The sequence below is a fragment of the Mesorhizobium sp. B2-6-4 genome (assembly GCF_006441495.1).
Lineage (GTDB): Bacteria > Pseudomonadota > Alphaproteobacteria > Rhizobiales > Rhizobiaceae > Mesorhizobium.
In genome coordinates this window covers 90,942-108,929 of sequence record NZ_VFUE01000007.1, presented here as the reverse complement: position 1 = coordinate 108,929, position 17,988 = coordinate 90,942, and the positions used below count along the sequence as shown (strand labels likewise).

General features: G+C 65.0%; 20 protein-coding genes. 11 read left to right on the top strand and 9 right to left on the bottom strand.

The genetic code is table 11. The features are described 5' to 3' along the window. Positions 1–15 precede the first annotated feature (15 nt). The gene (locus tag FJ426_RS11625) at positions 16–537 is read right to left on the bottom strand and encodes a hypothetical protein (protein WP_181172795.1); all 522 of its coding nucleotides are present in this window, start codon (positions 535–537) and stop codon (positions 16–18) included. Positions 538–820: 283 nt separating this feature from the next. On the opposite strand from FJ426_RS11625, the gene FJ426_RS11620 reads away from it, so the two are divergent. Further along, positions 821–1,294 carry a tRNA (cytidine(34)-2'-O)-methyltransferase gene (locus FJ426_RS11620; protein WP_140496042.1) on the top strand — a complete coding sequence of 158 codons (474 nt, stop codon included), beginning with the start codon at positions 821–823 and terminating at the stop codon, positions 1,292–1,294. 150 nt (positions 1,295–1,444) lie between these two features. Then, positions 1,445–1,915, top strand: coding sequence for a redox-sensitive transcriptional activator SoxR (soxR, locus tag FJ426_RS11615; protein WP_140496043.1), 471 nt, complete (start codon positions 1,445–1,447; stop codon positions 1,913–1,915). A gap of 69 nt (positions 1,916–1,984) precedes the next feature. On the opposite strand, the gene FJ426_RS11610 is transcribed toward soxR, so the two are convergent. Continuing rightward, entirely contained in the window at positions 1,985–2,242 is a 258-nt protein-coding gene (locus FJ426_RS11610) for a hypothetical protein (protein ID WP_023770299.1), read from the bottom strand. Between the two features lie 119 nt (positions 2,243–2,361). Between FJ426_RS11610 and hemF the strand changes: the two genes are divergently transcribed. The 3 genes from hemF to FJ426_RS11595 all read left to right on the top strand — a co-directional run bounded on the left by hemF (position 2,362) and on the right by FJ426_RS11595 (position 4,248). After that, positions 2,362–3,276 (top strand): oxygen-dependent coproporphyrinogen oxidase, encoded by a 915-nt coding sequence (gene hemF / locus FJ426_RS11605; protein WP_140561399.1) that lies wholly within the window; start codon positions 2,362–2,364, stop codon positions 3,274–3,276. A gap of 309 nt (positions 3,277–3,585) precedes the next feature. Further along, positions 3,586–3,846, top strand: coding sequence for a DUF1344 domain-containing protein (locus tag FJ426_RS11600; RefSeq protein ID WP_140516926.1), 261 nt, complete (start codon positions 3,586–3,588; stop codon positions 3,844–3,846). Positions 3,847–4,062: 216 nt separating this feature from the next. Then, the gene (locus tag FJ426_RS11595) at positions 4,063–4,248 is read left to right on the top strand and encodes a DUF1059 domain-containing protein (RefSeq protein ID WP_140496047.1); all 186 of its coding nucleotides are present in this window, start codon (positions 4,063–4,065) and stop codon (positions 4,246–4,248) included. 58 nt (positions 4,249–4,306) lie between these two features. Here FJ426_RS11595 and FJ426_RS11590 read toward each other — a convergent pair whose 3' ends face one another. Genes FJ426_RS11590 through FJ426_RS11580 form a run of 3 tightly spaced genes read right to left on the bottom strand, consistent with a single transcriptional unit; the run spans position 4,307 to position 6,844 of the window. Then, positions 4,307–5,572 carry a CCA tRNA nucleotidyltransferase gene (locus FJ426_RS11590; RefSeq protein WP_140561401.1) on the bottom strand — a complete coding sequence of 422 codons (1,266 nt, stop codon included), beginning with the start codon at positions 5,570–5,572 and terminating at the stop codon, positions 4,307–4,309. Next, positions 5,569–6,201, bottom strand: coding sequence for a CoA pyrophosphatase (locus tag FJ426_RS11585; protein WP_140561467.1), 633 nt, complete (start codon positions 6,199–6,201; stop codon positions 5,569–5,571). The genes FJ426_RS11590 and FJ426_RS11585 overlap by 4 nt, the downstream gene beginning before the upstream one ends. A gap of 13 nt (positions 6,202–6,214) precedes the next feature. Then, positions 6,215–6,844 (bottom strand): DUF1285 domain-containing protein, encoded by a 630-nt coding sequence (locus FJ426_RS11580; RefSeq protein ID WP_140561468.1) that lies wholly within the window; start codon positions 6,842–6,844, stop codon positions 6,215–6,217. A gap of 135 nt (positions 6,845–6,979) precedes the next feature. Here FJ426_RS11580 and FJ426_RS11575 point away from each other — a divergent pair, with 135 nt between their 5' ends. From FJ426_RS11575 to FJ426_RS11560, 4 genes are all read left to right on the top strand, one after another. After that, positions 6,980–7,984: a MoxR family ATPase gene (locus tag FJ426_RS11575; protein WP_140496049.1), complete on the top strand. Its 1,005-nt coding sequence runs from the start codon at positions 6,980–6,982 to the stop codon at positions 7,982–7,984. Further along, positions 7,984–8,997: a DUF58 domain-containing protein gene (locus FJ426_RS11570; protein WP_140561402.1), complete on the top strand. Its 1,014-nt coding sequence runs from the start codon at positions 7,984–7,986 to the stop codon at positions 8,995–8,997. The genes FJ426_RS11575 and FJ426_RS11570 overlap by 1 nt, the downstream gene beginning before the upstream one ends. Further along, a complete protein-coding gene (locus FJ426_RS11565; RefSeq protein ID WP_140561404.1) occupies positions 8,994–11,816 on the top strand; it encodes a DUF4159 domain-containing protein in 2,823 nt (940 codons plus the stop codon). The genes FJ426_RS11570 and FJ426_RS11565 overlap by 4 nt, the downstream gene beginning before the upstream one ends. A 63-nt stretch (positions 11,817–11,879) precedes the next feature. Further along, entirely contained in the window at positions 11,880–13,958 is a 2,079-nt protein-coding gene (locus FJ426_RS11560) for a hypothetical protein (RefSeq protein ID WP_140561406.1), read from the top strand. Positions 13,959–14,061: 103 nt separating this feature from the next. Here FJ426_RS11560 and clpS read toward each other — a convergent pair whose 3' ends face one another. The 4 genes from clpS to FJ426_RS11540 form a co-directional block, all read right to left on the bottom strand. Continuing rightward, positions 14,062–14,367 carry an ATP-dependent Clp protease adapter ClpS gene (gene clpS / locus FJ426_RS11555; protein ID WP_140496053.1) on the bottom strand — a complete coding sequence of 102 codons (306 nt, stop codon included), beginning with the start codon at positions 14,365–14,367 and terminating at the stop codon, positions 14,062–14,064. Between the two features lie 100 nt (positions 14,368–14,467). Next, complete coding sequence (locus FJ426_RS11550) at positions 14,468–14,791, bottom strand: hypothetical protein (protein ID WP_140496054.1); 324 nt, start codon at positions 14,789–14,791, stop codon at positions 14,468–14,470. 211 nt (positions 14,792–15,002) lie between these two features. Continuing rightward, a complete protein-coding gene (locus FJ426_RS11545) occupies positions 15,003–15,236 on the bottom strand; it encodes a hypothetical protein (protein ID WP_140496055.1) in 234 nt (77 codons plus the stop codon). 38 nt (positions 15,237–15,274) lie between these two features. Continuing rightward, on the bottom strand, positions 15,275–15,577 hold the full coding sequence (locus FJ426_RS11540; RefSeq protein WP_140556114.1) for a hypothetical protein: 303 nt from the start codon (positions 15,575–15,577) through the stop codon (positions 15,275–15,277). 280 nt (positions 15,578–15,857) lie between these two features. Here FJ426_RS11540 and FJ426_RS11535 point away from each other — a divergent pair, with 280 nt between their 5' ends. Beyond that, positions 15,858–16,574 carry a response regulator transcription factor gene (locus tag FJ426_RS11535; RefSeq protein ID WP_140561408.1) on the top strand — a complete coding sequence of 239 codons (717 nt, stop codon included), beginning with the start codon at positions 15,858–15,860 and terminating at the stop codon, positions 16,572–16,574. Then, complete coding sequence (locus tag FJ426_RS11530; RefSeq protein ID WP_140561410.1) at positions 16,571–17,980, top strand: ATP-binding protein; 1,410 nt, start codon at positions 16,571–16,573, stop codon at positions 17,978–17,980. Before FJ426_RS11535 ends, FJ426_RS11530 begins: the two co-directional genes overlap by 4 nt. Positions 17,981–17,988 lie beyond the last annotated feature (8 nt).

The window sequence follows — 17,988 nt, the reverse complement described above, 5'->3', positions numbered from 1 at the left end:
GAAATCTGTTTCCGCTCACGCGGCGCGTGAACGTGCGAAGTCCTCGGACCGCATGGCGCCGAGGGCCGACGGTCCGGAATCATCCGGACCGTCGGCCCTGCTTCGCGCTATATAGGGGTTCGCGGGCTTTTCGCCGACAGGCTCTTTTGTTGATCCTGACGGTGCGGTGTCGACAAGGTTAATCTTCGCGCCCGGCCGGATCGCCCGGATGAGACGGCGCACCAACGAGGGCCGGCTCGGGTCGGGAACCGCGCGCGAGAAATCGACATCCGGCAGCATGCCGCGATGCGGACGCCGGCGAACCTCGGCGTGGACCGCCGACGAATAGGTTTCGCCGATCAGCAGCGCCCAGGTCGGCAGCCGGTGGATATGCAGGCTCCTCGAGCCCGGTATTCTGTAGGGATCGAACATCGGTCCGTCCTCCGTGCGAAAATAGAGATAAAAAGGGTGTTCGACGTCCTGCCGCGGGATCGGCAGCTGATCAGTCGAGACGCGTTGGGGCGGGGCCATCGGCCCTTTCGGCAGCTTGAAAAACATCGCAGGATTCCTTCGAAGACCAGGGAATGGTTTCGGCGGAAATCGGTGCGGAAGCGTCTAAGAGATCAGGAGAACCGTCGTACCGAAACCGCCAGCGGGCATGTAGGCCCACGGAGAGGGTGCTGGATGTGCATGGCCATCATGAATTACCCCTCCTTCGGTTCGGGTTGACAATGTACGCTGTATACCCGACTTCGCAGAAAATGGCCACCCGCAGGTCCAGCAATTTCCAAAACCGCGAAGCCGCTGTGGCCGATTTGCCACTTAATAGAAGGATGCGGAAATGAACGACCGTCTCCGCATCGCCCTCTACCAGCCTGACATCGCCGGCAACACCGGCACAATCCTGCGCTTCGCCGCCTGCCTCGGGATCGGCGTCGACATCATCGAACCGGCCGGCTTTCCGCTCTCCGATAAAGCGCTCAGGCGCGCCGGCATGGATTACCTCGAAATGGCTGCCCTGACCCGGCATGTCGACTGGCACGCCTTCGAGGAGTGGCGCAAGGCCCGCGCGCGCCGGCTGGTGCTGCTGTCGACCAAGGCCGCGACCCCATACACCAGCTTCAACTTCGCCACTGGCGATATCCTTTTGTTCGGCCGTGAATCCGCAGGCGTGCCGGATCCGGTCCATCAGGCGGCGGACGCGCGGCTGACGATCCCGATGCAGGCCGGCGCGCGCAGCATCAATGTGGCCCTCTCCGCCGCCATGGTGGCCGGCGAAGCCACGCGACAACTGGGCCAGAATGCCATCCGCTGAAGCGGCGGCCACGGTCCCGCCGGCGCCCGCGACACGGCCCTCGCCCGTCATTCTCACCCAGGCGCACATAGCCATCTCCTGTCGTTTGCATGTCGATGGCTTCTTCGCTACAAGCTCAACTTAACTTGAGGTCAAGCGGAAAAGTGCGAGATGGCGCCAGCAGCGGAATTAACGGTTGGCCAAGTGGCCGCGCGCAGCGGTGTCGCGGTGTCGGCGCTGCATTTCTACGAAGCTCGCGGCCTGATCCGCAGCCACCGCACGTCAGGCAACCAGCGCCGCTACGGCCGCGACGTGCTAAGGCGCGTGGCCATCATCAAGATCGCGCAGGAGGTCGGCATTTCGCTGGCCGAGATAGCGACGGCGCTTCAATCCCTACCCGAGGGCCGCACCCCGACGCGCGACGACTGGAGCCTGCTGTCGACCGCCTGGCGCGACGGGCTCGACCGCAAGATCGGTCAATTGAAGAAATTGCGCGACGGGCTGACCGACTGCATCGGCTGCGGCTGCATGTCGATCGACAAATGTCCGCTCCGCAACAAGGATGACCGGCTGGCCAGGGAAGGAACAGGGGCGAGAAGGCTGGTTCTTCCTTCTCTCGGTTCACGGAGAGAAGGTGCCTGAGCGTAGTGAAGGCGGATACAAGGGGCCGCGCCTGTATTGGGTTGTCCCCGTAAACAGGGCGAGGAAATCCTAATCCGCCGCCGGCAGGCGCCTTATGGTGAATTCGATCAAATCGCCCGGCCGCTCGAACCAGCTTTCGATCTCGGTCCAGTAAGCCTGCTTGGGGAAGCGCTCGAACCATTCCTTTGCCTTCAGGCGAGCGTCTGAACGCGGCAGGACGAAGGTTTCGCGCAAAAATCCGTCGCGCGGCATGCGCGCGCGTTCAGCCCGGCTTTGATCGAGCCTTTTCTTCAGGCCATCCAACGGCGGTCTTGCCGGGGTGCGCACGAAGGTCTCCTTGCTCCGATCAGATCAGACTTGACCCTTTCCCCTAAGAGATTAGGGATCGCGCCGGCAAAAGACGAGTCATTTGTAGGGGCCGGCCGCCCCGAAACCGGAGACAGCACTTGGAACGACCTGAAATACCGGCTGGCCTGCCCGCCGACATCGAAGAAAAGAAAATGAAGGCACGCCTGTGGTTCGAGGCATTGCGCGAACGCATCTGCGGTGCTTTCGAGCAGATCGAGCAGGATCTCCAGGGCCCGCTCGCTTCGTGGTCGCCGGGTCGGTTCGAAAGGACGCCGTGGGAGCGTGATTCCGGCAAGGGTGGTGGCGGAACCATGTCGATGATGCACGGCCGAGTCTTCGAGAAGGTTGGCGTCCACACCTCGACGGTTTACGGCGAATTCTCGCCCGAATTCAGGAAGCAGATGCCCGGCGCCGAGGAGGACCCGCGCTTCTGGGCATCCGGCATTTCGCTGATCGCGCACCCTTGGAACCCCAACGTTCCGGCCGTGCACATGAATACGCGCATGGTCGTCACCTCGCGCCACTGGTTCGGCGGCGGCGCCGACCTCACCCCGGTGCTCGACCGACGCCGCACACAGGATGACCCCGACACAATGGCCTTCCACCGCGCCATGCAGTTCGCCTGCGAGAAGAACGCAGGCATCGCCGACCATGCGAAATTCAAGGCCTGGTGCGACGAGTATTTCTTCCTTCCGCATCGCAACGAGCCGCGCGGCACCGGCGGCATCTTTTTCGACTGGCTGCATTCGGGCGAGGACAACGGCGGCTGGAATGCCGATTTTAACTTCGTCCAGGATGTCGGGCGCGCTTTTCTCGTCGTCTATGGCCATCTCGTGCGAGGCAATTTCAACGAGAACTGGACCGATGGCGACCGCGACGAACAGCTCATCCGCCGCGGCCGTTATGTCGAGTTCAACCTGCTTCATGATCGCGGCACCATTTTCGGCCTGAAAACCGGCGGCAATGTCGCCTCGATTCTCTCCAGCCTGCCGCCGGAGGCCCGCTGGCCGTAAAAAGATGGTGAGCGCGCCGTGAGCCGCATTGATGTCCCATTCGCTTCGAAATGGGCATCGAATGTGGCGCGGGAGCCGTCGCAAAGTTTCTTTTTCGTCTAATAGGCTTCGGAAAAGACTGGGCTATTTGTCGGGACGGGTCGGGAAGCGCCGGCGGTTCGCCTGCGCAATTCCAGGAGTGCAGAGCGGTGCTCCGTTCGGAATTGCGTCAGAACGAAGCGGATCGCGACTCGACGCAACCGGACGGCCCAGGACGATGCGGGACACCTCTGCCAAAAGGGTGCCCGCGCTTTCCAGGAGTACTTCGCAATGCGCAAGATCATTGTTTCGGCCGCAGCGGCTGCCCTTCTTGCTTCCGGTTCGGTGGCATTCGCCGCCGTCAAGCACACCACCGGCACGATCAAGACCTTTGATACGGCGGCCAAAAGCCTGGTTCTCGACAATGGATCGTCTTTTACGCTTCCCCGGACCTTCAAGGATCCTGGCCTGAAGGTCGGCGAGAAGGTCAGAGTTTCATGGGACATGAGCGGCAAGGATAAGGTTGCCGAGGCAGTCAAGATCATGAAGTGATGACCTGCCCATAGGGCTGGCGTAAGAGGGCGGAGCAGCGCTGCTCCGCCTTTTTTGCCGTTGACGGCAATCAATGCCACCCCATCTGTGTTATGGTTTCACCCGCTTGCGGTCCAACCGGTCTTAGGGTCGGACAACGTGCCAAGAAGATGCGGAGTCCCTGCCGCCTTTTGCAGGACGGTCGACCGGACTCCATGGAGGAAAAGGAGAAATCCCATGAAGGAATTCCACTGCGGCTCGCTCGTTCCAGGTTGTGAATGGCACACACGCGCCGAGGAGGAAGCCGAGGTCATGCGCCGTGCCGTCGAACATATGCGCGAGACGCATGGCGAGACGATCATCCGCGAAACGATGATCGAAGCGATCCGCTCGCGCATCGAGAAGGTCCGCGACGCGGCCTGATTTGGAGCAAGTTCCGGAAATCGCGGCGATTTCCGCCCGGATTGCGTTGACGAATGCTCTATCCGGCCTTCAGGGCCTGCGCGGCGCGCTTGAGCAGCGCGTCGCGATCGGGCCCAAACCCGGCATCGACCCATTCCACTTCGAGATTCCTGAGGATCGCGCCGAGCTTTGGCCCGGGCATCCCCCCGATCGCCGTCAGATCGGCGCCCTTGAGCGGAAACACGGGCCTTTCCCATCTCAATGCGAAGGCGAGAAGTCGGGAAAAGCCGCCTGCCTCGATGAGCGCATCGGTCTGGTCCACCGCGCGCACCCGTGCCGCGGCCAGTGACAGGCGAAGCCGGTCGACGACCCCTTGCCGGTCGCCGCGGTAGAGCGTCTTCGCCAGTTCGCCTTCAGTCGTTTTCGGCTCGATTCCCGGCGTAAGCGCCCAGTGACGCAAACGGTTTGCTTCCGCCGTCGACAATCTCAGCCGCTCGGCCAGCGTCTTCATGCGCGCCGTATCCGGCGGCACGATCGCCTCCAGCCTGAGCAGCGGCTCCACGGTCCAGCCCAGATCCTTCTCGGCTCTGGCCAGACCGTGGATCGCATCGATGCCCCATTTCTCGCTTTCCGGCAGCACGCTGGTCAAAACGCTCGCCTGCCGCATCCACAACAGCGCGCGGGACGGGTCGGCGGCCGACAATAGCTTCTTGAGTTCGGACCAGACGCGCTCGGCCGAGAGCTGCACGAGGCCTCCCTTCAGCCGGGCGCAAGCCTTAAGCCCCTCGGCGTCCGGCCGGCCTTCGCCATACCAGGCGAAGAAGCGGAAAAAGCGCAGGATACGCAGATAGTCCTCACGGATGCGCGCTTCCGGATCGCCGATGAAGCGCAGCCGGCGCCCCTCTATGTCGGCGACGCCGCCGACCAGATCGACGACCGTACCGTCGGCTTCCGCGTAGAGCGCGTTGATGGTGAAGTCGCGCCGCTCGGCGTCAAGCTTCCAGTCTCGCCCGAACGACACCTTGGCGCGGCGGCCGTCGGTCTCGATATCCGCGCGCAGCGTGGTGATTTCATAAGGCTTGCCGCCGGCAATCACGGTGATCGTGCCGTGCTCTATGCCGGTCGGAACCGTCTTGAACCTCGCCGCCTCGGCGCGGCGGATCGTCTCCTGCGGCAGGCAGGTGGTGGCGATGTCGATGTCGGCGACGGGCTGGCCGATCAGCGTGTTGCGCACCGCGCCGCCGGCGACCCGCGCTGCCTCGCCGCCACTCGCCAGAATGGCAAGCAGGCGCTGCAGATGCTTGTCGCCGAGCCAGTCGGCCCTGTCAGCGATCGAGACCTTCACCCATAGAGCCTTTCATAGAGCGTGCGGATGATGCCGGCGGTGACGCCCCAGATGCGCCGGTCGCCATAGGGCATGTCATAGAAGAACCATTCGAGATCGTTCCAAATGCGGCTGTCCCTGATGTGGTTGGCCGGATCCATGAGGAAGCGCAGCGGCACTTCGAAGGCCAAGTCGACCTCCTCGGCATTGAGCGTCAGCTGGAAAGGCGGCCGCACGATGCCCAGCACCGGCGCGATCCTGTAACCACTGCCCGCGACATAATCGGGCATGCGGCCGATGACCTCGATATGGTCCCGGCCAAGGCCGATCTCCTCGAAGGTCTCGCGCAGCGCCGCCGCTTCCGGACTGGCGTCGGTGGCATCGATCGTTCCGCCGGGAAAGGCCACCTGCCCGGAATGGTTGCGCAGTGTCTCGGCCCGCTTGGTCAGAAGAACCGTGGCATCACCCTGGTGATCGACGATCGGGATCAGCACCGCCGCATCGCGCAGCGGTTTCGCCCGGTGGAGGCGGGGATGGCCTGGATTGAAGCGATGATCGCCATAGTCCTCGCCGGCATGCGGCTGCGGCTGCGCGGCAAAGCGCGCGCGCAGATCGGCAATGGAAAAGGGCGTCGGCGTCACCTGGTCCATCATGAACTGTCCGTCACGCGCTCAGCTGCCTCAGCCTGTCGGCCGGCATGATCGGATAAGCCTGGCCTTTCGACCGGACGGCAAACATCAACCTGCCGTCGATCTCGATCTCCTCGCCATGCTCGACCAGTTCGTACATCACCGGCCGCGCCACCAGCGCCTCCAGCCGCCCGCGCACCAGCACATAAGGCTTCAGCCCGCCGGTCTCGTGCTCGTCGACGAAGCGCAGCGGCCGCTCCGGTCCGGCCTCGACGACGTCGCCGACATTGGTGCGGAACGTGATGATCTGGCCCTCGCCGCTGCCCGAGACATCCATCTCGACGGCGATAAAGGGTGCGTCGGCGACGCGGATGCCGACCTTTTCCACCGGCGTCACCAGATAGGTCCTGCCGTCCGCGTCCTTGCGCAGCACCGAGGAAAAAAGCTGCACCAGCGGCATGCGGCCGATCGGCGTGCCGAGATAGAACCAGGTGCCGTCAGCTTTGATTTCCATATCCAAATCGCCGCAGAAGTCGGGATTCCAGCGCTCCACCGGGGCCGGCCCCTTGCCGGCGCGGGCCGCACGCGAGATCAGCGCCTCGAGGCCGCGCGCCTCGGTCGCGGCCGCCAGGCTTTGCTGTCTTTGTTCGGAGCCCTCTGCCATCGTCACGAAATAGTCACTGTTGTTGCGCTTGTCAGCCTAACTCTGTGATTTAAATTTGAAGGCAGGCGCCAGACGGAGCCGAATCGCGGCATTCTGCGTCAAGCTGGTATTTCCAACCACAAGGATCGATGCTGCATGAGCGTGATGGTCAAGGAAAGCCCGATCAGCGAAAAAGACATGATCGCCGAGGCCGAGAAGGCGCTGGCCGACATTTCTAGGGTCCGCGACGGGGTCGGTCGCATCATCTTCGGCCAGGAAAGTGTCGTCGAACGCGCTCTGGTGGCGCTTCTGGCCGGCGGCCACGCGCTGCTGGTCGGCGTGCCGGGCCTCGCCAAGACCAAGCTGGTCGAGACGCTGGGCATCGTGCTCGGCCTCGATTCGCGCCGCATCCAATTCACCCCCGACCTGATGCCCTCGGACATTCTCGGCTCCGAGGTGATGGAGCAGGACGAATTCGGCAAGCGCTCCTTCCGCTTCATTTCCGGGCCGATCTTCGCGCAGTTGCTGATGGCCGACGAGATCAACCGCGCCTCGCCGCGCACCCAGTCGGCGCTGCTGCAGGCCATGCAGGAGTATCACGTCACCATTGCCGGTGCCCGCCACGACCTGCCCTCGCCTTTCCATGTGCTCGCGACGCAAAACCCGCTGGAACAGGAAGGCACCTATCCGCTGCCCGAGGCACAGCTCGACCGTTTCCTGATGCAGGTCGACATCCTCTATCCCGAACTCGAGGCCGAGCGCCGCATCCTTTTGGAAACCACAGGCGTCGAGGACGCGAAGGCACAGAATGTGCTGCAGCCGGCGCGGCTGAGGGATATCCAGACGCTGATCCGCCGCATGCCGGTGCCTGAAAGCGTGGTCGAGGCAATCCTGGCCCTGGTGCGCTCGGCGCGCCCCGGCCAGGGCAACGCCGAAACCGACAGGCATGTCGCCTGGGGCCCGGGTCCCCGCGCCAGCCAGGCACTGATGCTGTGCACGAGGGCGCGCGCGCTCTATGATGGGCGGCTGGCGCCGTCGGTCGACGATGTGCGGGCTCTGGCCGAGCCGGTGCTCCAGCACCGCATGGCGCTGACCTTCGCCGCCCGCGCCGAAGGCACCAGCGTGCGCGATGTGGTGGCCAAGCTCGTGAAAGGGATTTGATGGCGCGCATCGGCGAGCTCCAGGCTCCGGCAGCGACGCGCGACGCGCTCGCCCGCGGCCGGTTGCGGGCTTCGCTCGTGCCCGACTTGCTGGTCGAGGCGCGCCGCATCGTCAACACCGTGATCGCCGGCTGGCATGGCCGCCGTAAGCGCGGCATCGGCGAGAATTTCTGGCAGTTCCGGCCCTATGTCGAAGGCGATTCCTCCCGCATCGACTGGCGCCGCTCGGCCCGCGACGACCACACCTATGTACGCGACCGCGAATGGGAGGCGGCCCATACGGTGTGGCTGTGGGCCGATCCGTCGCCGTCCATGCTCTACAAATCGACCGGTGCCGCCGTTTCCAAGCAATCGCGCGGCCTGGTGCTGGCGCTGGCCATGGCCGAGCTGCTGTCGCGCAGCGGAGAGCGCATCGCCTGGCCCGGCCTTACCGATCCGTTCACCGCCCGCAACGGCGCCGAGCGCATCGCCGCCCAGCTCATGCATGCCGGTGACTTGCCGGCCAAGCCCGATCTCTCCGGCATCCGCCGCTTCTGCGACATCGTCATCGCCAGTGATTTCCTCGACCCGGTCGAGGAAACCATGGCCTGGCTCGACGTGCTCGCCCGCCATGGCGTGCGCGCGCATCTGATTGAGGTCGCCGACCCGGCCGAGGAGACATTCCCCTATGCCGGCCGCACCGAATTCACCGACCCGGAGAGCGGCGACAAGCTGACCGCCGGCCGCGCCGAGATGCTGGCCGATGAGTATCGCCTGCTCTATGGCGCCCGACGCCAAGAACTGGCCAGCTGGTGCAAGCGGCTCGGCTGGAGCTTCACCGTCAACCACACCGATCGGCTGGCTTCCGACGCCCTGGTACGCCTGCACATGGCGATGACGGATGGCGGTCAGCCCGGGCTGACCGCCATTGGCCACGTCGGCATGATCGCCGGTGGCGATCAGCCCAGGCCGATCGCTGGCGATCGCGGCGGCATGATCACTAGTGGCGATCAGCCAGGAAAGGCCGTCGCATGAGTTGGCTGCCGCTTTCCTTTGGCGCGCCCATGCTGCTGTGGGGTCTTTTGGCGCTGCCGGTGATCTGGTGGCTGCTCAGGCTGACCCCGCCCAGGCCGCAGACCGAGGTGTTTCCGCCGCTGAAGATCCTGGCGCGCGTGCTGAAGCGCGAGGAAACCCCGCAGCAGAGCCCCTGGTGGCTGACGCTGCTCAGGCTGCTGATGGCGGCGCTCATCGTCGCCGCCCTTGCCGAACCGGTCTTCAATCCGCGCGAGAAACTGCCGGCCGAGGGCGCAGCCCTGGCGCTGGTCGTCGACAATGGCTGGGCAAGCGCCGCCGACTGGAACAAGCGCATCGCAACCGCCGAGCGGCTGATCGCCGACGCCGGTTCGAACGGCGTGCCGGTCATCATCGCCTTCACCGCCGAAAAACCCAATGCCGAGATCGGCCCCTTCGATGCGGCCGCGGCGCTCGACCGCCTGCGCGCGGCAAAGCCGCGGCCGATCCCGACCGACCGGCCGGCGGTCTACGCCCGCGTCGCCGCCGCCCTGGAGCGCCTGCCGGGCGCCAGCGTCGCCGTGCTGGCCGACGGCCTGGCGGCGAAGGGCGACGAGGCCGCCTTCAACACGCTTCTGTCCAAAAACGCTGCCCGGGTCGTGTGGGCCGTCGCCGACCGGATGCCGCTGACCGGCCTGGCGGGCGCCGAGAACGAGGTCGACGGTTTTGCCCTCACCGCCATCCGGCCGCCCGGCGATGCGGCCCCGGCGCAAGTCACCGCCGGCGCCTTCGACGACAAGGGCCGCCGCATCGCCGATGCGACGCTGACTTTCGCACCCGGCCAATCCACCGCCACCGGCACCATGGCGGTGCCGTTCGAGCTGCGCAACGATTTCGCTTCGATCGCGCTCGATGGCGAGCGTCAGGCGGGCGCGGTGCGCGTGCTGGACGAAAGCTCCAAGCGCCGCCGCGTCGGACTCCTGTCGCAGGCCGAGGCCGACCAGGCGCAGCCGCTGCTGTCGCCGCTATACTATATCAGGCGCGCGCTGCAGCCCTTCGCCGACCTGGTCGAACCTTCCAGCGCCGACCTGGCCGACGCCATTCCGCAGATCCTCGACCAGAAGCCGGCGATGATCGTCATGGCCGATATCGGCACCATTCCCGCACAGATCAGGCCAAGGCTCGTCGACTGGGTTGAAAAGGGCGGCACGCTGGTGCGTTTCGCCGGGTCGCGGCTGGCCGCCGCCGGCAATGACGACGACCTTCTGCCGGTGCGTCTGCGCACCGGCGAACGCTCGCTCGGCGGCGCACTGTCATGGACCACGCCGCAGCCGGTCACCGAATTCCCCAAGGCTGGCCCCTTCGCCGATCTGGCGCCGCCGACCGAGGTGACCGTTTCCAGGCAGGTGCTGGCCGAACCGACGCCCGATATCGTCGAGCGCACCTGGGCAGCGCTTGCCGACGGTACGCCGCTGGTCACCGGGCTGAAGAAGGGCAAGGGCACGCTCGTGCTGTTCCACGTCACGCCCGAAGCGACCTGGTCGAACCTGCCGATCTCCGGCAGCTTCGTCGAGATGCTGCGCCGCATCGTGCAGCTGTCGCGCAACCAGGGGGCCGCCATCGCCAATGCCGAAGCCGCCGCCACCTCGCTGGCGCCCTACCGCATGATAGCGGCCGACGGAATGCTGGTGCCGCCGACGCCAGATGCGCGCCCGCTGGTGCCGGGCGCCGGCGCTCTGCCGGTGACCTTCGAGAACCCGCCCGGCCTCTATGGCTCGGAGGCCGGCGTTTTCGCCCACAATCTGCTCGATGCGACAAGCACGCTTGCGCCGCTGGCGCGCCCGCAAATCACTGTCCCGGTCACCACAATCCAGTATGCCTTTGACGAATCGCGCAATTTGAAGGGCGCTCTGGTAGCCGCCGCGCTGGCGCTGATGGTGCTCGATACGCTGGCGGTGTTCTGGATGGGCGGCCTGTTGACGCGCAGGCCGCGCCGCGCTGCGGCCGTAACCACCATGGCGGCCATTCTGATCGGGCTCGGCGCGCTGTTCGGCCATGTCGGCCCCGCGCGCGCCGACGATGCCAAGCCTGGCGACACCGCCGCGATAGAGGACATCTCCAAGACCCGGATAGCCTATGTGCTGACTGGCGTGCCCGGCGACGATTCGATCAGTCGCGCCGGGCTCGAGGGCCTGACCCGCTTCCTCATCGAGAAGACCGCGCTCGAGCCGGGCGCGCCGGCCGGCGTCGACATCTCCAAGGACGAGCTTTCGTTCTTTCCCCTCATCTATTGGCCGATCGATCCGGCCGCAGCCATGCCCAGCCAGGCCGCGATTGCCCGTATCGATGCCTATATGCAGCAGGGCGGCACCGTGCTGTTCGACACGCGCGACCAGTTCGCCAACGGCATCGGCGCCGACTCGACCAGCCCCGCCACCGAGCGGCTGCGCGACATCCTCGGCAACCTCAACGTGCCGCCGCTGGAGCCGGTGCCGTCGGATCATGTTCTGACCAAATCCTTCTTCATCCTGCCCGAATTCCCTGGCCGCTTCGCCGGCAGCCCGCTCTGGGTCGAGGCATCGCTCGACGCCAGCAATGCCGAAAACCGGCCGGTGCGTACCGGTGACGGCGTCTCGCCGATCATGATCACCGCCAATGATTTTGCTGGCGCCTGGGCCGTCGACGAGAATGGCGACCCGCTGCTGCCGACCGTGCCCAACGATCCGATGCAGCGCATCTATGCGCTGCGCGCCGGGGTCAACATCATGATGTACATGCTGACCGGCAACTACAAATCCGACCAGGTGCACGTGCCCATATTGCTTGAACGGTTGGGCCAGTAAGATGACGCTCCTTCTTGCGCTCGCTCCCCGGATCGGCCCTCCCTGCAAGGGGGAGGGTAAGGCATGAACTGGTCGATCTCCTTCGAACCGCTGATCTCCTGGCCGCTGCTGGCCCTGGTGCTGGTGCCGCTGGCCCTGCTTGCGGCCGTGGGCCTGTGGTTTCGCCAGCGCGGCGCGGTCCTGCGCCTTGTCGCATTGCTGGCGCTCGCCGCCGCCCTCTTCAATCCGGTGTTCCTCAACGAGGAGCGCGAGCCGCAGCAAAGCGTGGTTGCCCTGATCGTCGACCGGAGCCAGAGCCAGGACATCGGTGAACGGACCAAACAGACCGACGAGGCGCTGGCCGGGCTTGAGCAGCGCCTCGGCCGCTTCAAGCAGTTCGACGTCCGCGTCGTCGAGGCCGGCAAGTCGGAAGCCGCCGAGGAACGCACGGAAACGCGGCTGTTCGGCGCGCTCGAAAACGCCTTCCGCGACGTGCCGCCCTCGCGCATCGGCGGCGCCGTCATGATCACCGATGGCGAAGTGCATGACGCACCCGCCGGCGCGCCTGATTTCAATGCCCCGCTGCACGCCTTGATCACCGGCAACGACCACGAGAAGGATCGCCGCATACGTTTCGAGAACGCGCCCCGCTTCGCCCTCGTCGGCAAGCCGCTCGATATGACCTATCGCGTCGTTTCAACCAGCAACGAAACCGGGCCGGTCGATGTGCGCGTTTCGGTCAATGGCGAGCAGGTCGCTGTCGAGCATGCCACCGTCGGCCAGGCCATGCCGCTGCACGTGACCATTCCCGGCGCTGGGCGCAACATCATCGAACTCGCCATCGATCGCGAGCCGGGCGAGCTCACCGACACCAACAACCGCGCCATCGCGCTGGTCGACGGCATTCGCGAGAACCTGCGCGTGCTGCTCGTCTCTGGCGAGCCGCATGCGGGCGAGCGCACCTGGCGCAATCTGTTGAAATCCGACGCCTCGGTCGATCTCGTCCATTTCACCATCCTGCGGCCACCGGAGAAGCAGGACGGCACGCCGATCAACGAATTGTCGCTGATCGCCTTCCCGACGCGGGAACTGTTCGTCGAGAAGATCAAGGATTTCGACCTGATCATCTTCGACCGCTACCAGCACCGCGACGTGCTGCCGATCCTCTATTACGACTACATCTCCGAATATGTCGAAAAAGGCGGCGCGCTGCTGATTGCGGCCGGACCCGAATATGCCGGTGAAAGCTCGATCGCGCGCACGCCGCTGATGTCGGCGCTGCCGGCGATGCCGACCGGCGAGGTCGTCGACAAGGCGTTCTACCCACGCCTCACCGACATCGGCCAGCGCCATCCGGTGACGCGCGGTCTCGACGGTTCTGCCAGCGAGCCGCCGCACTGGAGCCGCTGGTTCCGCACCATAGGCGTGCAGAATCCCGAAGGCGAGGTGGTGATGAAGGGGGCCGACAACCGGCCGCTGCTCCTGCTCGACCGCAAGGGAGAAGGCCGCGTCGGCATGCTTCTGTCCGACCAGGGCTGGCTGTGGGCGCGCGGCTTCGAAGGCGGCGGCCCGCATGTCCAGCTCTACCGCCGCATCGCCCACTGGCTGATGAAGGAGCCAGAGCTCGAGGAGGAACGGCTGACCGCCGACGGGCGCGGCATGGTGCTGGAAATCCGCCGCCAGACCATGGCCGACGACCCCGGCCCGGCCCAGATCATTACGCCCTCCGGCAAGACCATTACCGTCAAGCTCGAGAAATCCGAACCCGGTGTCTTCCTGGGCAGCGCCCAGACCTCCGAGATCGGCCTTTACCAGGTCGGCAATGGCGACCTTACCGCGCTCGCCCATGTCGGGCCGGTCAACGCACCCGAATTCGCCGACGTCGTTTCCACGCAGGACCGGCTGAAGGCTCCCGCCGAAGCCACCGGCGGCAGCGTTCGCAGGCTTGCGGGATCGACCCTTGGAGGCGGCGACGTGACCTTGCCCTCGATCGTCCCCGTACGGTCCTCGGGCGAAGCGTCCGGCGCCGACTGGATCGGCCTGCGCACCACCGACGACAGCGTACTCAAGGCGGTCTCGCGCGTGCCGCTGTTCGGCGGCTTCCTCGGTCTCGGCCTGCTGCTGCTGGCGATGGGTTCGATGTGGTACCGCGAAGGGCGGTAGCTTCCTTCTCCCCGTCACTATACGGGGAGAAAGACGCTGTCGCGGATGGTTTCGCCAATTATCGGCGTTGCGAAGGGAGCCAAGGCTATGAAGGAGCCCTGCTCTACTCCTCCGGCTCCGTCGTGAACATCAGCGGATAGCCCTTGGCCTTGCCGGCGTCGGTGGCCCGTGTCGCTTTTGTCTCGGCGACGTCCTTGGTGAAGACGGCGACGACGCAGACGCCGCGCCGATGCGCCGTGATCATCACTCGATGCGCCTGGTCTTCACTGAGCTTGAACTCGCCCTTCAGCACCGTCACCACGAATTCACGCGGCGTGAAATCGTCATTGAGCAGGATGACCTTGTAGAGCTTCGGCCGCTCGGTCTTGGGTAGGGTCTGCGTACGGGGTTTTGTCGTGATTTCAGGCATGGGAACCGGCAATTGCGCGAGCCTCGGCTACGCCCCTATTTTCGCACGGGCGAAAGCGAGCGTCCAATCACAGAGCTATGTGGGAAGTGCGGCCCGCGGTTCAACGGCCCTGGCGGCCGAAGCCGCTCCGGGAGGGCAAGTTTCCGGCAGCATCCGACCGGCGTTCCATCCAGGATGCGACCGGCCAGGCGACGACGCAGATCAGCGTCACGCTGGCAAGTGCGATGAGCAGCCAGGTCTGCGCGGGCGTGATGTAATCCCAGTCGGTGGAAATCACAGGCGCGAACAGTGACGGCTCGGTGCGGCCGCTGGCCGGATCCGGCACGGGACTGGCGGTGAACAGGATCATAAGCCGGGCGGCGCCGGTGGCGACCAGGCTGCCGAACACGATCGAGCGCAGAATGGACGAAAGCCGCCTCTTCATGCGGATTGTCCTACGGCGCCGGCCTTGCAATCGGGTTAAGGCCGATCGAGACAAAGCCGCCGGCGCCGGCTTCGGCCACATCGTTCGGACCTGTCCGTTCGCTTCACTGCCGATACACGGCCTTCGGCTTTTTCGGACAGGAAGAAGGCCGCTCCAGCAAAACGCGACTGGAGCGGCCTTGTCATAAGGCAGGCAGTGTGCCCGACCTGGATTAAGCCTTCGGAGCGACCTTCTTGTCGGTCTTCTTGACAGTCTTCTTCGCCTTCTTGTGCTTCTTGGCAACGACCTTCTTCACCGGAGGCTTGGCGGTCGTGGTCGCCGGAGCGGTGGTCGTCGAGGAAGCAGCCGGAGCGGCGGTCGTGGTGGCAGCGGCGTTGCCGAGAGCCGGCATGGCGAAGGCGAGAGCAACGGCGAGACCGGTGGCGGAGAGGATGGACTTTTTCATGGCTTCATTTCCTTTTCATGCGGGTCGGGTTTCGAGTGTCACTGAACCGGGTCGTTCGGTGTCACCCCCAGCAACTTCAAAGCGTTGGCGAGCATCCGGATACCCTGTGCCTGTTTCTTGGCGGCGCAGTACCGGTTGCCCTTTCTCTGAAGTGCCTTTGCCGCGGTGACCTGCGTTGCCGTGGCATGGGTTTCGAGGGCTTCATCGAATTGGTGGCTGAGATTGGCACACCGCTCGGTCCGGGTGGTGGGCGTCACTTTTGCATCCGATTGTCCAGCAGCGGCTGTGACGAGCGAAATGCCCATCAACGCACCCAACAAACTGATCGACAACCTTGGCATCGGTTAATCCGTGAACCCGGAGACTTGCGTCGCGGCCAAATGACCTGACCGCCACGGCACCGTTATGCCGGCCTAGTTTTTCAGGAGTTTTTCCCGATTATAGAATTTTGTTTCTGGATTGTGTCTGTGCGCCCCGGCGGGAGGCCTCCAGCGCATTCGGTGTGGAGATTGCCAGATTTACCTTGCCTTGAAATCCAAGGCACTGGCCAACATATGGCCCGAATTCTATCGTGTGGGTGGCCGCCTGCCGGCTTGGCAGGTCAACGAAGACAGGATCCCCGTGAAATCCGACGCACACATACTGATCGTCGACGACGACAAGGGCATTCGCGACCTGCTGCAGGAGTTCTTCCAGAAGCGCGGCCTGCACACATCGGTTGCCGCCGACGGCACCGAGATGGAAACGATCCTGCGCCGTGCACAGGTCGATCTCATCGTGCTCGACGTCATGCTGCCCGGCAGGAGCGGGCTGGAACTGTGCCGTGACATCCGGGCCCAGTATTCGACGCCGATCATCATGTTGACCGCCGTCACCGAGACGACAGACCGCGTGGTTGGCCTCGAGATGGGCGCCGACGACTATGTGCCCAAACCTTTCGACCCCCGCGAATTGCTGGCCCGCATACGCGCCGTGCTGCGGCGCAACGGTGCCCCCGAGCCCAAACGCGTCACATCGAAGCAGATCTACCGCTTCGCCGGCTGGACGATGGATTGTTCGCGGCGCCGGCTGACCGCGCCCGACGATGTCAGGGTCGAACTGACCATGGCGGAGTTCAATCTGTTGCAGACCTTCGTCAAGAGCGCACAGCGCGTGCTGACCCGCGACCAGCTCATCGAACTCTCCGGCGGCGATAGCGATTATTCCTTCGACCGCAGCATCGACATCCTGGTCAGCCGGCTGCGGCGCAAGATGGAAGATGACCCCAAGACGCCCAAGCTGATCCTGACGGTGCGCAGCGGCGGTTATCAGTTCCTCCCCGAAACGACTTCCGAATGAGACGTTTCCTGCCGCAGACCCTGCCTGTGTGGGTGCTGCTGATCGTCATTGCCGGCCTGTTGATCAGTCAGGTCGCGACGCTCTACATCGTGTCGCGCGACCGCGCGGCCGCCAATGACGTGGTCGATCTCTACCGCCTCAACGACCGCGCCTATTCGCTGGTGCAGCTGATGCATGCCGCCACGCCCGAGGAGCGCAAGGCGACCGCATCCGGCCTGTTCAACGCCACCTACGCTCTCACGGTTTCAGACAGCCCCGCGGTCACCTCGTCGATCGCCGGCGACGATGAACTCGCCGAGCTGGAAGACATTCTCGTTGGACGGCTGTCGAAGTTCGGCGTCACCGACGCGCGCGTCCGGCGCGATCCGGCGACGCAGGAATCCGACAGCCCCGGTGGCGAGGTCATGAACAGGGACGTCGGCCAGGTGGAACGCGATCTCCTGGTGCTGGCGGCGAATTTCGCCCAGAGTGACAAGCTGACCGCCTCGCTGCGCTTCGCCGACGGCCAATGGCTGAACTTCACCGAGCCGATCACGCCGGTCGGCCCGATCCTGAGCTTCGACAGCCTGCCGCTCTATTCGCTGATAGCGGGGCTGGTGGTGATCATGTCGATCTGGTCGCTGCGCCGGCTGACCGCGCCCTACCGAATGATGGAAACCGCCGTGAACCGGATCGGCAATGACCTCAAGAGCCCGCCGATCGCCGAAAGCGGCAGCCGCGAGGTGCGCGCCGCCGCCAAGGCGATCAACGCCATGCAGGCGAGACTGCGTGAATATGTCGAGGACCGTGAGCACCTGGCCGCCGCGCTGGCGCACGACCTGCGCACGCCGATGACCAGGATGCGGCTGCGCCTGGAACTGTTGCGCAAGTCGGCGGTTCGCGAGGCGCTGGCGCACGATCTCGCCGATGTCGAAAGCATCGCCAGTTCGGTCATCGACTTCGCCACTTTCGAGGTGAACGAGGAAAAGAGCGAGCGCATCGACTTCTGGTCGCTGGTGGAATCGATCGCCGACGGCTACGCCGAGGTCTCCTTCGACAATGATGATACGCGCTCGCGCGGTCTGATCTGCATGGCGCGGCCGGTCGCGCTCAAGCGCTGCGTCACCAATCTTGTGCAAAATGCAGTCACCTACGGCAAGAAGGCGCATCTCAGCCTGTACCGGTCGGGCGACATGATCACGCTGGCCATACGCGACGAGGGGCCGGGTATTCCGCAAGCCCAGATCGACGCCGTGTTCGGATCTTTCGTGCGCCTGGAACAGTCCCGCAACCGCCAGACCGGCGGCCTCGGCCTCGGCCTCACCATCGCCCGCAACATCGCGCGTGCCGCCGGCGGCGAGATCCGCCTGTCCAACCATCCGGACGGCGGCCTGCTGACGGAGCTGCGCCTGCCGCTGGCGACTTGAGACGCGAC